The following is a 15,374-nucleotide window of genomic DNA, read 5'->3' on the forward strand; positions in this document are numbered from 1 at the left end:
CTCTATGGTATTTTGGATTCATATCTCGTATAATACCAAAAGAGGAGGTGAACCGGATGTCCGATGTATTGGAGCGTGTAAAGCGCATTGTCGTCGACCGCTTAGGCGCCGATGAAGCCGAAGTCACACTTGAAGCGTCTTTCAAAGATGATTTGGGAGCTGATTCTCTCGACGTTGTAGAATTGGTGATGGAATTGGAAGATGAATTCGATATGGAAATCTCTGATGAAGATGCAGAGAAAATTACGACCGTGGGTGAAGTTGTAAACTACATACAATCTCATACCTAGAGTCCTTTGCTTAAAGAGTCCCGTACCTGCTTAAGGCGGGACTTCTCCTCATTTTTAGAAGCGACTAAGTCTTGGCGAATGAAAAGCTCGGACACGCGTATTTCCACGGAAAACAACAAACCGCCGCCTTATTCGCGGCGTTTGTGGTATATACAGTAATTAATCAAGAGAGAAATCAAGCTAACAGTTAACAGATGGGGTGAATGCGTTTGAGTCATAGAGTGGTTATTACCGGTATGGGCGTGATGACAGCGCTGGGGAAAGATTTGGAGACGTTCTGGGACAGCCTGATGAACGGCAAGTCCGGCGTATCTACAGTCGAAGCTTTCGATGTCAGTGAATATCCGACAAGGATCGCGGCTTCGATTAAAGATTTTGATCCCGACGAGCTGTTCGGCCGCAAGGAAGCCCGCAAAATGGATCGTTTCGTACAATTCGCCCTTGCGGCAGGGCAGAAGGCGCTGAATGACAGCGGTCTCGTTCTTGGCGAGAACATTAATCCCGAGAGAGTGGGCGTATCGGTCGGCTCGGGTATCGGCGGACTTGGCACTTGGGAAGACCAGCATAACCTGCTGCTTGAAAAAGGCCCAAAACGTGTCAGCCCGTTCTTTATCCCGATGATGATCGCCAACATGGGTTCGGGGCAGCTGTCCATCAGCCTTGGAGCGAAAGGCCCCAATACGACGCAGGTAACCGCTTGCGCCACGGGCAGCCACGCCATCGGCGATTCCTTCCGCATGATTCAGCGCGGCGACGCGGACGCCATGATCTGCGGCGGAGCGGAAGCGACGATCCGTCCGACAGGTATGGCCGGTTTCTGTGCGATGAGAGCGATGTCCACACGCAATGATGAACCTGAGAAGGCAAGCCGTCCGTTCGACACGGACAGAGACGGATTTGTCATGGGCGAAGGTGCCGGCATTCTGGTACTGGAATCGCTTGAGCATGCGCTTGAACGTGGCGCCCGGATCTACGCCGAAGTCATCGGTTATGGCCTGAGCGGCGACGCCCACCATATGACCGAGCCCGATCCGGACGGCGCAGCCCGCTGCATGAAGATGGCGATCCGCGACGCAGGCATTGAGCCGGATGAAATCGATTATATTAACGCGCACGGAACCTCGACTCCCGTAGGGGACAAGTCCGAGACGGCAGCCATCAAGAAGGCGCTGGGCGACCATGCGTACAAGGTGGCGGTCAGCTCCACGAAATCCATGACGGGCCATCTGCTCGGAGCAGCCGGCGGCGTTGAGGCGATCATTTGCGGTCTTTCCCTGCAAAATGGCATGATCGCTCCGACGATCAATCTGGATAACCAGGACCCCGAATGCGATCTGGACTACGTTCCGAATACGCCGCGCAAAGCGGATCTGAACATCGCTATGTCCAACTCATTTGGATTTGGAGGACATAACGCAACCGTTATTTTGAAAAAATATAATCAGTAAGGAGACCGTGCGATGAATGGGGACCTGAAGCAATTACAAAGTCAACTTCATATTCAATTCCACGATTCTCAGCTGCTGAAGCAGGCTTTTACCCATGCGTCCTATGTCAATGAACACCGCTTCAATCAGCACCAGGACAATGAGCGCCTTGAATTCCTGGGCGACGCCGTTCTGGAGCTGACGGTTTCCGAATATTTGTACAATCTGCTTCCGGATCGGCCGGAAGGCGAATTGACCAAGCTGCGGGCCGCAATCGTCTGCGAGCCCTCCCTGGTCAAGTTCGCCGAGAACCTCGGCTTTGGCCGCTATGTGCTGCTCGGCAAAGGCGAAGAGCTGACAGGAGGACGCACCAGGCCGGCTCTGCTGGCGGATGTGTTCGAGTCCTTTATCGGAGCGCTTTTTTTGGATCAGGGTTTGGAGACGGTGCGTCGGTTTCTGGCTGAGTATGTGCTCCCTTTGGTGGAGACGGACGGCAAGCTGCTTCTAGGAGTTAACGACTTCAAGACGGAACTGCAGGAATTGATTCAGCATCATGGGATGGGCACCCTGGAATATCGGATTATTGAGGAACGGGGACCGGCTCATGAACGTGAATTCGTGTCCGAAGTGAGCATGACCAGCCGTACCCTGGGAAGGGGAAGCGGGCGCTCGAAGAAGGAGGCAGAGCAGCAGGCTGCTGCAGCTGCGCTATTGCGTTTGAAAGAAGACGGTTCTGAGAAATTGGGCTAACTAAACAAGCGCGTTTACGAAACGCAGCAGAGCAGCAAAGCTCTGAATTCATCGTATTGATGGAACTCAGACCTTTGCTGCTCTTTTTGATTTTTGACGATCATATTCGGAAATTCTTGCTAAACAACTGGAAATCGATGGATATGTGTTAATTTGTGTATTGACAAGAAAATTGGAAGAGTCTAACATGAACATGTAATAAATGATATAAAATACCATAAATGATGAATACTGCTGAGGTGTTTGGATGTCTGAAGCTGAATTCGAATACCAGGAGAAGATCAGAAGGCTTGTAGTCAAGATTGTCAAGCATTATCGAGGCAAAGGTCCGGAGAATGTGAAGGTTAAGCTGGAGAGCAGCCAATTAATCACGATTGAGATTAGAGGGGTTCTCTCGAGCCTGTCGGAGATTTTGGTAAAGGAAGGCGCTGTCGATCTCGTTGCGGAATATTGGAAAGTGCTAAAGCCTTATTTGGAAAAAGAATTTATGGCCGAAATGATAGAGACGATTGGCACCCAGTTTACATATAACTGGAAGATTTACGAGCTTTGTCCAAGCGGCCGGGCAATTATGATTCAACTGAATAAATCGGTTTGATTAAAGAGAAAGAGCCTATGCTTCTTCGCTTTTTAATAAGCCAGTACACGGTGTATGTTCTGAATATACTTTGTATTGGCTTATTTTTTTATTGTTTAAATTGTGCAAAAAATCACATGAAGAGGTGGTTAACCAATGGCGAACAAAGTTCTGACGGTATGCCCATACTGCGGAAGTGGTTGTCAGATGCATTTGCTGGTTGAGGATGGAAAGGTTGTGGGAGCCGAGCCTGCTGACGGGAGAACGAATGAAGGGAACCTGTGCCTGAAGGGCCATTATGGCTGGGATTTTCTGAATGATCCGCAGATTCTGACCGCTCGCCTTCGTAAGCCCATGATTCGTAAAGAAGGGGTTTTGCGTGAAGTTCCCTGGGAGGAGGCCATCCAATTTACAGCTGAGAAGCTTACAGCTATTAAGGAAAAATATGGACCGGATGCGATCATGGGTACGGGTTCCGCCAGAGGACCGGGTAATGAAGCTAACTATGTGATGCAAAAATTTATGCGGGCGGTGATCGGCACCAACAATATTGACCACTGTGCCAGAGTGTGCCATGGGCCTTCTGTGGCGGGGCTGACCTATTCGCTCGGCGATGGAGCCATGTCGAATTCGATTCCGGAAATCGAGGATACGGATCTACTCTTTATTTTTGGCTATAATGCAGCCGTTACGCATCCGATTGTAGCCAGAAGAATCGTCAAGGCGAAGCAGAAAGGCGCTACTATTATCGTATCCGATCCACGGAAGACTGAATCGGCCAGAATTGCGGATACCTGGCTCCCTCTCAAAGGGGGGACGAACATGGCGCTTGTCAATGCATTCGGACATGTTCTCATCGAAGAAGAGCTGTATGACAAGGATTATGTAGCCAATTATGTCGAAGGGTTTGACGAATATAAGGCCGGTGTGCAAAAGTATACGCCGGAATATGCCGAAAGCATCACCGGTGTAAAAGCAAATGAGATCCGCAAGGTGATGCGACAGTATGCCAAAGCGAATAAAGCGATGATTCTGTATGGCATGGGAGTGTGTCAATTCGCCCAGGCGGTGGACGTTGTCAAAGGGCTCGCTTCGCTGGCGCTGCTGACCGGCCATTTCGGCAGACCCGGAGTCGGCATTGGACCGGTTCGCGGACAGAATAACGTACAGGGCTCATGCGATATGGGGGCGCTGCCTAATGTATATCCGGGTTATCAGTCGGTCACCGATCCCAAAATCCGCAAAAAATTCGAGAAGGCCTGGGGCGTGACACTACCGGATAATATCGGTTATCGCTTGACGGAAATTCCCCATCTGGTATTGAAGGAAGACAAGGTGAAGGCTTATTACATCTTTGGCGAAGACCCGGTGCAGAGTGATCCGAACGCGGCCGAAGTAAGAGAGACGCTGGAGAAGATAGAGTTTGTCATTGTGCAGGATATTTTCATGAACAAGACGGCGCTGCATGCGGATGTCATCCTGCCCGCCACCTCCTGGGGCGAACATGATGGGGTATATTCGTCAGCCGACCGCGGATTTCAACGGATTCGAAAAGCGATCGATCCACCCGGGGATGTGAAGCCGGACTGGCAGATCATCAGCGAGATTGCCACGGCGATGGGCTACCCGATGTCTTACCGAAATACCGAGGAGATTTGGGACGAGATGAGAGCCCTCTGTCCGACATTTGCGGGAGCAAGCTATAAGAAGATGGAGGAGCAGGGCGGCGTTCAATGGCCGTGCCCGTCCGAAGATCATCCGGGCACGCCGTATTTGTACGAAGGCAACCGTTTTTCAACGCCTAACGGCAAAGGACAGCTGTTTGCCGCGGAATGGCGGGCCCCGCTTGAACAGCCGGATCAGGAGTATCCATTAACGCTGTCGACCGTCCGTGAAGTCGGACATTATTCCGTTCGCACCATGACCGGGAACTGCCGTGCCCTCAGCCAACTGTCCGACGAGCCGGGCAATATTCAAGTCAGTCCCGGGGATGCCGCCAGCCTTGGCATAAAAGACGGGGAACTCGTTAGTATTATTTCCCGGCGGGGGAGAGTGGTGGCCAGGGCGCAAGTCAGCGAACGGGTCAAGCAAGGCGCGACCTATATGACCTATCATTTCTGGATTGGCTCTTGCAACGAGCTGACCGGCGATGCTTTGGACCCTGTCTCCAAGACGCCGGAATACAAATATTGCGCAATTCGGCTGGAGAGAATTCCGGATCAGCTTCGTGCCGAGCAGCAGGTGCAGCAGCAGTATGATTCTCTCAGAAAGCAAATGCACGTAGGAGCGGGTCAGGCATGATGAATGAACGGACCAATTCGTTCGTCATTGCCGAAGCCGGTAAATGCATAGGCTGCAAAGCGTGCGAACTGGCCTGCTTCGCGGTGCATAGCCAGGATAACAGGGTGGCTGGAGCGGTAGGAACGGTCGCCACGCCGGTCCTTCCAAGGCTGTATGTAATGCGAACGGAAAGCTTCACTATGCCGCTTCAGTGCCGGCACTGCGAGAATGCGCCGTGCGCAGGCGTGTGTCCGGTGCAGGCAATCCGGCAAGAGGATGGCGTGATTCTGATTGATGAGGATCGATGTATAGGCTGCAAAGGCTGCGCCATGGTATGCCCGTTTGGCGCGATCAGCCTGTACAAAGCGTATACCGGCGGTCAGGAGTTGAAGCAGCCTTACTTAAGGGAACAGCAGAACGGCGGTCTGGATCGGAAAGCGAGAGTCGTCGCTTATAAATGTGATTTATGCCGCAATATCGCGGTTCCTGGAACAACAATGGTGTCCGGAGAAATGGCAGTGTCAAACGCGGGATATCCTTCAGGCAGCCAGAGCGGAGACGGAGGCGGTCCTGTTCCGGCTTGTGTCTCCGTGTGTCCGGAACAGGCGCTGACGCTGGTCAGTCCGGAACGTGAGACCGCCCGCTCACGGGCGGCTGAAAGCCTGAGTTGTTTAAGCAGGCTGAAATTATGACGAACCTTATTTTAGAAAAGAAAGGTACATCTGTAATGTCAAACCTCGATCCGATTATTCATATTGACGAGCAGCTGTGTACCGGCTGCAGACGGTGCGCGGCGGTCTGCCCGGTGGATGCCATTACCGGGGAAGCGGGCGCTCCGCAGAGCATTGACGCGCACCGCTGCGTAGTTTGCGGGCAATGTGTACAGATATGCTCTGCTTACGCCGCGGAAAGCGCCCCTTCTCTGGCGACTCGCGAGGAGAAGCTGCGGCAACGAGGACAGCTTCCCAGCGTGCGCGAGCCTTTATTCGCCGCTTATTCGACGGGGCATGCGAAAGAGCTGAAGGAAGCGCTGGCCGATCCGAAAAGGTATAAAGTCGTGCAATGCGCTCCGGTTATCCGCGTATCGCTTGCCGAGGAATTTGGCCTGCCGTTCGGCACCCTGACGCCAGGCAAGATGGCGGCTGCGTTAAGACAGCTGAATTTTGACCGGGTGTATGATACAAACTTCGGCGCTGACGTCACGATTATGGAAGAAGGCAGCGAACTAATAAGCAGAGTCATGTCCGGCGAGCGGCTTCCTATGTTCACGTCCTGCTGTCCAGCTTGGGTTAAGCATGCGGAAACGGCCGCGCCGCAGTTATTGGAACATCTGTCGAGCTGCAAGTCGCCGATGCAAATGGTGGGCGCCCTGGTCAAAACCTACAGCGCCGAATTGGATGGAGTCGATCCTGTTGATATATTCAGCGTGGCAGTCATGCCGTGCACCTGCAAGAAGTTTGAAGCCGGCAGGGAAGAGATGAATGTCGACGGGCTTCGGGAAGTGGATCTCGTCATTACAACGAGGGAGCTAGCCCAATTAATCAAGGACAAGGGCATTGATTTCCTTAATCTCCCTGACGAACCGTTTGATTCGCCGCTCGGTAAATATTCGGGTGCGGGAACTATTTTTGGGGCAACTGGAGGGGTGATGGAAGCGGCAATCCGGACGGGATATGAGCTGGTAACGCATGAGTCCATTCCGAATCTCCAGCTCGATTTTATAAGAGGAAATGAAGGAATTCGTACGGCTACGGTTCAGATCGGGGATTTGGAGCTTAGAGTCGCCATGGTCGCGGGGCTTCAGTACGTCTCGACCATTTTGAAGCAAGCCGCCGAAGGGACCTGCCCTTACCATTTTATCGAAGTGATGGCCTGTCCGGAAGGATGCGTCAGCGGCGGCGGGCAGCCGAAGCTTCTGCTGGAGACGCAGCGGAAGGCCGCTTATCAGGCCCGCAAGAGCTCGATTTACCGTCATGATTCCAACCAAAAGGTTCGAAAGTCGCATGAGAACCCGGCCATTATTAAATTATATAAAGATTTTTTAGGTGAGCCATTGGGCCACGTCTCCCATCATTTGCTCCACACCAAGTTTATATCTAGAAGTACCAAGGAGGAGTAGACATGAACAGTTTCGTACTAGCCGATCCGGATAAATGTATAGGTTGCCATACTTGCGAAGCGGCGTGTGTCGTTGCGCATTCGGGAAACCGTTTGTTTGAGCAGGAAGAAAGCGAGATCGCTTTTTACCCGCGTCTCACCGTCATCGAAACGGACGAGGTTACCGCTCCGGTCCAGTGCCGGCATTGTGAGGATGCACCTTGTGCCAATGTGTGCCCGAATGGCTCGATTTTTAACAAGGACAATGGCATTTTTATTAACCAGGATACATGTATCGGCTGTAAAACCTGTATGCTGGCCTGCCCGTACGGGGCTATTACGATGGTAACCGCATACCAGGAAGGCCGAAAACAGCGGCAATCCGGGCTGCGGACAAATATTGAAGGAACATGGAGTCCGAAGGAAAGAATTGTTGCCAATAAATGCGATTTGTGTGAAGAAAGCGGCAATGGCCCGGAATGTGTGCGTGTGTGCCCGACAAGTGCCCTGCGGTTCGTTGTCCCCGGTGAAATTGATGAATCGATTGCCCGGAAACGAGCGGCCAGCGCACAACTGCTTCAGCAGTTTGGCGGCTTGTCCGGTTATTAGACTTAAACTGCATTTAATCAAATACTGTCAGAAAAATTAGAAAGCAAGGTGAATTCTTTGTCCGATCTTCTGGTTGACTCCTTTGGCCGTGTGCATAATTATGTACGAATATCCGTTACGGACCGCTGCAATCTGGGCTGCCAATATTGCAGGCCGGGGGAAACGGCCGGACATCCTTCCAAGATGGACCTGCTCACCTTTGACGAGATCGCTGCCATTGTAAGTGTGCTCGCGGAGATGGGGGTTACCAAGGTGAGAATTACCGGGGGAGAGCCGCTCCTCCGGCCCCATCTTGAAGACCTTGTGGACAGACTAAGCGCCATTCCGGGCATCAGTCGCGTCGGGTTGACCACCAATGGCATGCTGCTAGCGTCTAAGGCTCGGGCGCTTCGACAGGCGGGGCTGACCGACATGAACATCAGTTTGGATTCCCTGCTCCCGGATCGGTATGCCATGATTACGAACGGCGGTGATTTGTCCCGGGTAATCAGTGGGATAGAAGCCTGCTTTAAAGCCGGATTCGAAATGCTCAAGCTTAATGTTGTACTCATGCGTGGAGTCAATGATGACGAGATCGAGTCTTTTTTACGGTTGACTCTGGATTATCCGCTCCAAGTCCGCTTTATCGAATATATGCCTATCGGCAAGCAGGCCGAAGCGTGGAAAGCGGGATATATGGCGTTGGATGGCATAATGGCGCAGTGCGCGGATAAAGGCTGGAACGCAAGGCGTGTTGAGCCTGCCGATCGAATGTCAGGCTCGTCTTTTTGCGGTACGAAGGATGATTCAGGGCCGGCCAAGTATTACCGGATTTCCGGAGCTGCCGGAGAATTCGGTCTGATTAATCCGGTCAGCGATCATTTCTGTATGGCCTGCAACCGGCTGCGCATTACGGCGAACGGCTCCGTCAAGCCCTGCCTTTACTGGAACGACGAGTGGGATCTGAAACCGTTTATCGGCAATAACGAGTTGCTTAGACAAGCCATCCGGCGTTCGCTTGAAGCCAAGCCCCAGCGGCATGAGATGATTGTTCAGCCGGGCCAGAAGCCTGCACAACATACGATGATGCGTCAGATGTCACAGATCGGCGGGTGATCTTTAAGATGGTTGATGAATCCAGCTTCCGTATGGAGAAGGACTCGCTTGGCCATGCCTCCGTCCCCAAAGATGCTTATTACGGGATTCATACCGTACGCGCCCGGGACAATTTTGCAGTCAGCGGCCGCCCGGCCCATCGGCGGCTCATGCAGGCTATGGTGCTGGTCAAGAAGGCCGCGGCCAAAGTAAACGGAGAACAAGGGACTATTCCGGAATCCGTAGCTGAAGCGATTGAGCGGTCCTGCGATGATATTTTGAAGGGTATGCTGGACGATCATTTTATCGTGGATGCCTATCAGGGAGGCGCGGGAACGAGCACTAACATGAATGTAAATGAGATGATTGCCAACCGAGCCATCGAGCGGCTAGGAGGAACAAAGGGGGATTACCGGCTGGTCCATCCCATTGACCATGTCAATCTCTATCAGTCCACGAACGACGTATATCCAACTGCGCTGCGCATCGCTGTCATTCCGCTGCTTCGTCTCTTGAGTGACGAGTTGTCTTCTCTTCAGGAATCGCTGCAGGAGAAGGAGCGGCAATTTGCTGATGTGCTAAGACTTGGACGGACGCAGCTGATGGATGCGCTGCCGATCTTGGCCGGGCAGAGCTTCGGCGCCTACGCCAAGGCGGTAGCCCGCGACCGGTGGCGGCTGTATAAAGCGGAGGAGCGGCTGAGGGAGATCAACCTTGGCGGCACAGCTGTCGGAACGGGAATGAACGCCCCGCTAAAATATGCTTACGCTGTTACGGAGGAGCTGCGGGAAATGACCGGCCTCGGCTTATGTCGAAGCGATTTCCCCATGGATGCGACACAGAATATGGATGTGTTCGTTGAGACTTCGGGTCTGCTAAAAGCGGCTGCGGTGAATCTGCTGAAAATATCGGGCGATTTCCGGCTGCTGGGTTCAGGACCTCAGGGCGGCATTGGCGAATATATGCTGCCTGCGGTGCAGGTAGGTTCCTCCATTATGCCCGGCAAGGTCAACCCGGTTATCGCCGAGATGGCCGGGTCCACCTCGATGCGGGTGATAGCTAACGATACGGCGGTGACGCTGGCGGCAGCAAGCGGACAGCTTGAGCTTAATGCGTTCACGCCCTTGATCGCCGAGGCGCTGCTGGAATCGTTGGAGCTGCTGAGCCGTGCCGTGCCGCTGTTTAAGGAGCGGTGCGTTGTAGGGCTGACGCTTGACACCGCCCGTTGCGGGGAGAATCTTGACCGCTCGGGAGTGATGGCTGCTGCTGCGGCAGCTTATCTTGGCTATGACACCGCGGCGGAGCTGGCCAGTGAAGCGACGGCCACGGGGCTGCCGCTTGAACAGGTTGTGCGGCAGCGCGGCCTCATGACGGAGGAACAAATCGAAGCGGCCCTTCATCCGCTGGAAGTGACCAAGCCGGGCATTCCCGGAAGCGGCAGAATGGTCTAATGAGGTATAGGGAAACGAAGGAGAAACTTTATGAGCTTGAACGGTACACCAAGAGGAGAACGATTGCATATTGCCGTGTTTGGTCGGAGAAATGCGGGGAAATCAAGTGTGATCAACGCACTTGGCGGACAGGAGACCTCGATTGTCTCCCCCGTCAGCGGTACGACGACCGATCCCGTCTATCAGCCGATGGAGCTGCTGCCGGTTGGCCCGGTGGTGCTTATTGATACAGCCGGTCTGGATGACGTAGGCGATTTGGGACAGCAGCGTATACACCAAACGATGCGGATTTTAAATAAAACCGATCTGGCGCTGCTCGTCGTGGATGCCGGCAATGGAGCCGGCGAATTCGAGCAGGAGCTGCTGCGGACGATTTCCGCCAGAGGGATTCCGGTGGTAGCGGTTTTAAACAAAATCGATCTGCTTCACGTACAAGGAGATGAAACTGGGGTCGGCGCGGCTGTGGTACATGCCGAAGCCGTGCTCGGCTGCAAGCCGGTTCCAATAAGTGCCGCCGCCGGCAATGGAATCGGTGAATTAAAGACTGCGATAACCGCCGCTTTGCCGAGGGAGGATGACAAGTTCAGGATTGTCGGCGATCTGTTAAATCCCGGCGATCTTGCGGTTCTTGTCGTCCCGATCGACAAGGCGGCGCCCAAAGGCCGTCTGATCCTGCCTCAGCAGCAGACGATACGCGACATTATGGAATGCGATGCGGTAGCTGTTGTGACCAAGGAGCAGGAGCTTGGGCATACGTTGGCTACACTTGGGCGTAAGCCGAAAGTGGTGATCACAGATTCGCAGGCGTTTCTGAAAGTGCAGGCCGACACACCGAAGGATGTGTGGCTCACCTCCTTCTCCATTTTGTTCGCGCGATATAAAGGCGATCTTCCCCGGCTTGTTCGCGGGGTGCGGGCGCTCAGCCGCTTGAATGACGGCGACCGGGTGCTTATTGCGGAGGCCTGCACGCATCATCGGCAGTCCGACGATATCGCCACCGTTAAAATTCCCCGCTGGCTCCGAGAGATTACAGGCAGGCGGCTGCAGATCGAGCATGCCGCCGGAAGTGATTTTCCAGAGGGGCTGGGCCAGTACTCCCTCATTATTCATTGCGGAGCCTGCATCCTGAACCGCAAAGCGATGCTGCATCGAATTGAGGAGGCCTCAGCGGCGGGTGTCCCGATTGTCAATTATGGCGTGTTTATTGCGTATGTCCACGGGGTATTCCCAAGGGCCATTGAAATGTTTCCGTCCGCGATGCTGGCATGGGAAGACGAGCTGCGTTTCGGTTAATAACAACACCCGGTTCCTTTTTCAAGGTTCCGGGTATTTTTGTAGATTTATGTTCAATTATAATTGTTATCAGAAGCGAAGGTCCCGCTCACCCGAACGGATACGAGCAAGCTGCTTTATCGTGGCTTTCTTAACAGATTCCTTGGGGATGCGCTCCAGATTCTCGCGAATGGTCTGCTCCCCGATGGCACGCATTTCCTCGTCGGCATAATCCAGCAGGTATTCCTGAAAGGTCATCAAGGAATTCGGCTGGCATACATTGTGGATATTCCCCGATTTGGCCAGCTGCATAAAGCGGTCTCCCGTCCGGCCTTCGCGGTAGCAGGCGGTGCAATAGCTGGGAACATAGCCGTCTTGACACAGACTTTTGATAATTTCCATGGGAGAACGGTGATCTCCGACAGTGAACTGCGGCTTGTCGTCCTTGTCTTTATTGACGCTATACGCGCCAACACCGGTGGCTGAGCCTGCGCTGATCTGCGATATACCCAGCTTAATGATCCGGTCGCGGAATTCCGGGTCTTCACGAGTGGACAGGATCATCCCCGTATAAGGTACGGCCACCCTCAGGACGGCGACAATCTTCGCAAAATCACTGTCACTCACAAGATAGGGGTAATTGTCCAGATTCACGTTCTCCGCTTCCCGAAGCCGGGGTACAGAGATTGTATGCGGTCCGCAGCCGAATGTCTGCTCCAGATGCTCAGCGTGCTGCAGCATGGCGATGGTCTCATATTTAAAATCGTAGAGTCCGTACAGGACGCCGATGCCGACATCATCGATCCCGGCTTTCATTGCCCGGTCCATGGCGGTCGTGTGCCAGTCATAATCGCTTTTTGGCCCTTGCGGATGGTATTTGCCGTAGCTGGGCCGGTGATACGTTTCCTGGAATAAAATATACGTTCCGATTCCGGCATCGGCCAGTTTGAGGTAATCATCCACGGTCGTGGCGGCAATATTGATGTTAACCCGCCGGATACTGCCATTGTCCAGCTTGGTCTCGTATATGGTCCGGATACATTCCAGAATGTAGTCGATGGAACAGTGGTTAGTGTCTTCCCCCGCTTCAAGGACAAGCCGTTTATGCCCAAGGGACTGAAGAGCCTTGACTTCCTGGGCAATTTCATCTTGAGTGAGACGGCTGCGCTCAAACTCGGAGTTGGAATGCTTGTATCCGCAGTAGACGCAGTTATTGACACAATAGTTGCTGACATAGAGGGGGGCGAACAGCACGATCCGGTTGCCGTAAATCCGTTCCTTAATTTCCCGGGATACCTGGTACAGCCGCTCCAGCGTTTCTTCATCATTCACATGCAGCAGCACCGCGGCTTCGCGTGAAGTCAGGCCTTTGCACATTCTTGCTTTGTCCAGGATTGCGGTTATGAGCTTGCTGTCGTTAACCGCTGTCTCCCCGTACTGCAGCGCTCCCTTGATTTCCTCGTCTTGAATAAAATCCGCCGGACGGCGCTCATTTACTCGGTTCACGAACATCCACTTCTTTCTGGGTTCATTTTCTTCTGAGGACGTGACAGCCAGTTCAGACTGTCTCCGCGGCCCATATCAACTCGAAATCCGGCAGTCTCGATCCGCTGCTCCAGGCAGAACCGGCACTGCGCCGATTCGTCTCCCGTGCATATTTTATTGTCGTATAACGTATATTTTGGACGCACGGCCAGAGGCGACAGATTGGGCATGACGACATTTGCGCCCGCCTGCAGTGCGAGCTCCCGTCCGTATGGATGGGCGGTTCCCATCGCAGTCGTAGCCGGAATCAGGGCGTCCGGCACGAACAGCCGCGCAAGAGCAATCATATCCAGTGTGGCTTCCAGCGTTCCGGCTGGCTCGTCCTTTAAAGGCGTCGCTTGATGCGGCAAAAAAGGGCCGATGCCAATCATGTCCGGATTAAGCTCCTTGAGGTACAGTAAATCCTCAGCCAAGTCTTGAGACGTCTGCCCGGGCAATCCGACCATAAACCCGGCACCGACTTGATAGCCGATGGTTTTCAAAGACCGCAAACGGTCCCGCCGATTCTCGAAGGTCATGGTCGGATGCAGCGCTTCATACAACCTTCGGGAAGCCGTCTCATGCCGGAGCAAAAAACGCTCAGCGCCCGCTTCAAATAACCGGGTATACGTCTCGTCGTCACGTTCGCCGATCGAGAGCGTCACCGCCGCATCCGGATAGCTCCGCTTGATACCGGCAATCAGCTGCGCCAGTTTGTCCGTTGTATACCAATCGTCCTCGCCGCTCTGCAGAACGAAGGTACGATAGCCCAAGTCGTATCCTTCCTGGCAGCAATCCATAATTTCTTCAAGCTGAAGCCGGTAGCGGGCGGCCGATTTATTGGCAGAGCGAATCCCACAGTACAGGCAGTTTTGTTTGCATATATTGGAGAATTCAATCAGCCCGCGCAAATACACCTTTGTTCCGTAACGATCCATCCGTTTCTGGTGTGCTAAAGTATGCAGCCGCCCTCGTGAATCCGGGCCGAGATTTTCGAGCAGCAGGATAATTTCTTCGGAATCCAAGGATTCTTGCGCATATAAACGATCCAATAATTGATCCAGTAAATAGTCCGTTGTACATCCCTCCTCAAGATGAACAGGTAAACCTTTCTTGCAAGCACAAACATGTAAATAATGTAACAAAAGTAAAAATGAAGAACTGTGAGCTTTTTGCTTGAAATCAGAGATTATTCAATTGCTGTTCAGAAGCGCACAATCGCTGATCCGCTCCGGTCGTGTATACACGTTGCATGAGTCCTGCCGGATGAAGCCGACGGTCGTAATCCCGAGCTGTTCAGCCAGTTCAAGGGCCAGCGCCGTCGGAGCGGATTTGGACAAAATGATCTCGCAGCCGATTTTGGCGACCTTCAGCAGAATTTCCGAAGAAATCCGACCGCTGAACACGATGATTTTGTCATTCAGGTTCATCGCATGTCTTAGGCAGTGGCCGTAAATTTTGTCGAGGGCATTATGCCGGCCGATATCGCTGCGGGCGAGCAGCACCCCGTCAGTATCGCAAATCGCGGCGGAGTGGACGCCCCCTGTCCGGTGAAACAGCTCAGACCCGGTCTGCACTTCTTCCATAAGGCGAAAGCAATCTTTAAACGATAAAGAGACATGAACGCCTTCCATAATCTTGGCCGTCCTTGCGTCGTTAACATACACGAAGCCATGACGCCCTCCGCCGCAGCAGGAATTGACATAACGCTTGGCATACAGCTGGCGGTGAAGCTCATTCCAGCGGTCAGTGGAGACGTGTACGTATCCTTCTTCTTCCTGTGTCCACATTTCTTTGATGTCCTGAATTCCCCGGATAATGCCTTCCGACGCCAAATAGCCAACCGCCATGTCCTCAATGTGCTCGGGTGTGCATACCAGAGTCACGAATTCTTCGCCGTTGATCTTGAGTGTGACCGGATGCTCCGTCACGATGAGATCCGGTTCCCTGGTGATTCGGCCCTTCCGGTAGCGAATAATGTGTCCTTGCTGTTCAGGTTCACGCTTCATCTCCATCACCCTTA

The 15,374-nt window shown here is 53.2% G+C and carries 14 protein-coding genes; 11 read left to right on the plus strand and 3 right to left on the minus strand.

Features of this window, described 5'->3' with window-relative positions; genetic code table 11:
* Positions 1–56: 56 nt before the first annotated feature.
* From acpP to hydF, 11 genes are all read left to right on the plus strand, one after another.
* Complete coding sequence (gene acpP, locus PSAB_RS12035; RefSeq protein ID WP_025334828.1) at positions 57–290, plus strand: acyl carrier protein; 234 nt, start codon at positions 57–59, stop codon at positions 288–290.
* 209 nt (positions 291–499) lie between these two features.
* On the plus strand, positions 500–1,738 hold the full coding sequence (fabF, locus tag PSAB_RS12040; protein ID WP_025334829.1) for a beta-ketoacyl-ACP synthase II: 1,239 nt from the start codon (positions 500–502) through the stop codon (positions 1,736–1,738).
* Positions 1,739–1,750: 12 nt separating this feature from the next.
* Positions 1,751–2,467: a ribonuclease III gene (rnc, locus tag PSAB_RS12045; RefSeq protein ID WP_025334830.1), complete on the plus strand. Its 717-nt coding sequence runs from the start codon at positions 1,751–1,753 to the stop codon at positions 2,465–2,467.
* 247 nt (positions 2,468–2,714) lie between these two features.
* Positions 2,715–3,065 (plus strand): Na-translocating system protein MpsC family protein, encoded by a 351-nt coding sequence (locus tag PSAB_RS12050; protein ID WP_025334831.1) that lies wholly within the window; start codon positions 2,715–2,717, stop codon positions 3,063–3,065.
* A gap of 135 nt (positions 3,066–3,200) precedes the next feature.
* The gene (gene fdhF / locus PSAB_RS12055) at positions 3,201–5,345 is read left to right on the plus strand and encodes a formate dehydrogenase subunit alpha (protein ID WP_025334832.1); all 2,145 of its coding nucleotides are present in this window, start codon (positions 3,201–3,203) and stop codon (positions 5,343–5,345) included.
* Positions 5,342–6,016: a 4Fe-4S dicluster domain-containing protein gene (locus PSAB_RS12060; RefSeq protein ID WP_051529763.1), complete on the plus strand. Its 675-nt coding sequence runs from the start codon at positions 5,342–5,344 to the stop codon at positions 6,014–6,016. The genes fdhF and PSAB_RS12060 overlap by 4 nt, the downstream gene beginning before the upstream one ends.
* Before the next feature lie 35 nt (positions 6,017–6,051).
* Positions 6,052–7,443, plus strand: a complete 1,392-nt coding sequence (locus PSAB_RS12065) for a [FeFe] hydrogenase, group A (protein ID WP_038597007.1) — start codon at positions 6,052–6,054, stop codon at positions 7,441–7,443.
* A 2-nt stretch (positions 7,444–7,445) separates the two neighbouring features.
* Positions 7,446–8,030 (plus strand): 4Fe-4S dicluster domain-containing protein, encoded by a 585-nt coding sequence (locus tag PSAB_RS12070; RefSeq protein WP_025334835.1) that lies wholly within the window; start codon positions 7,446–7,448, stop codon positions 8,028–8,030.
* Positions 8,031–8,078: 48 nt separating this feature from the next.
* Positions 8,079–9,125: a GTP 3',8-cyclase MoaA gene (moaA, locus tag PSAB_RS12075; protein ID WP_338045084.1), complete on the plus strand. Its 1,047-nt coding sequence runs from the start codon at positions 8,079–8,081 to the stop codon at positions 9,123–9,125.
* A gap of 8 nt (positions 9,126–9,133) precedes the next feature.
* Entirely contained in the window at positions 9,134–10,555 is a 1,422-nt protein-coding gene (locus tag PSAB_RS12080; protein WP_025334837.1) for an aspartate ammonia-lyase, read from the plus strand.
* A 30-nt stretch (positions 10,556–10,585) separates the two neighbouring features.
* Complete coding sequence (hydF, locus tag PSAB_RS12085) at positions 10,586–11,848, plus strand: [FeFe] hydrogenase H-cluster maturation GTPase HydF (protein ID WP_025334838.1); 1,263 nt, start codon at positions 10,586–10,588, stop codon at positions 11,846–11,848.
* Between the two features lie 69 nt (positions 11,849–11,917).
* Here hydF and hydG read toward each other — a convergent pair whose 3' ends face one another.
* The 3 genes from hydG to fdhD all read right to left on the minus strand — a co-directional run bounded on the left by hydG (position 11,918) and on the right by fdhD (position 15,360).
* The gene (gene hydG / locus PSAB_RS12090; protein WP_038595828.1) at positions 11,918–13,339 is read right to left on the minus strand and encodes a [FeFe] hydrogenase H-cluster radical SAM maturase HydG; all 1,422 of its coding nucleotides are present in this window, start codon (positions 13,337–13,339) and stop codon (positions 11,918–11,920) included.
* Positions 13,330–14,415, minus strand: coding sequence for a [FeFe] hydrogenase H-cluster radical SAM maturase HydE (gene hydE, locus PSAB_RS12095; protein ID WP_025334840.1), 1,086 nt, complete (start codon positions 14,413–14,415; stop codon positions 13,330–13,332). The genes hydG and hydE overlap by 10 nt, the downstream gene beginning before the upstream one ends.
* Before the next feature lie 129 nt (positions 14,416–14,544).
* A complete protein-coding gene (gene fdhD / locus PSAB_RS12100; RefSeq protein WP_025334841.1) occupies positions 14,545–15,360 on the minus strand; it encodes a formate dehydrogenase accessory sulfurtransferase FdhD in 816 nt (271 codons plus the stop codon).
* Between the last annotated feature and the right edge of the window lie 14 nt (positions 15,361–15,374).

It is taken from the genome of Paenibacillus sabinae T27 (assembly GCF_000612505.1).
GTDB lineage: Bacteria > Bacillota > Bacilli > Paenibacillales > Paenibacillaceae > Paenibacillus_AQ > Paenibacillus_AQ sabinae.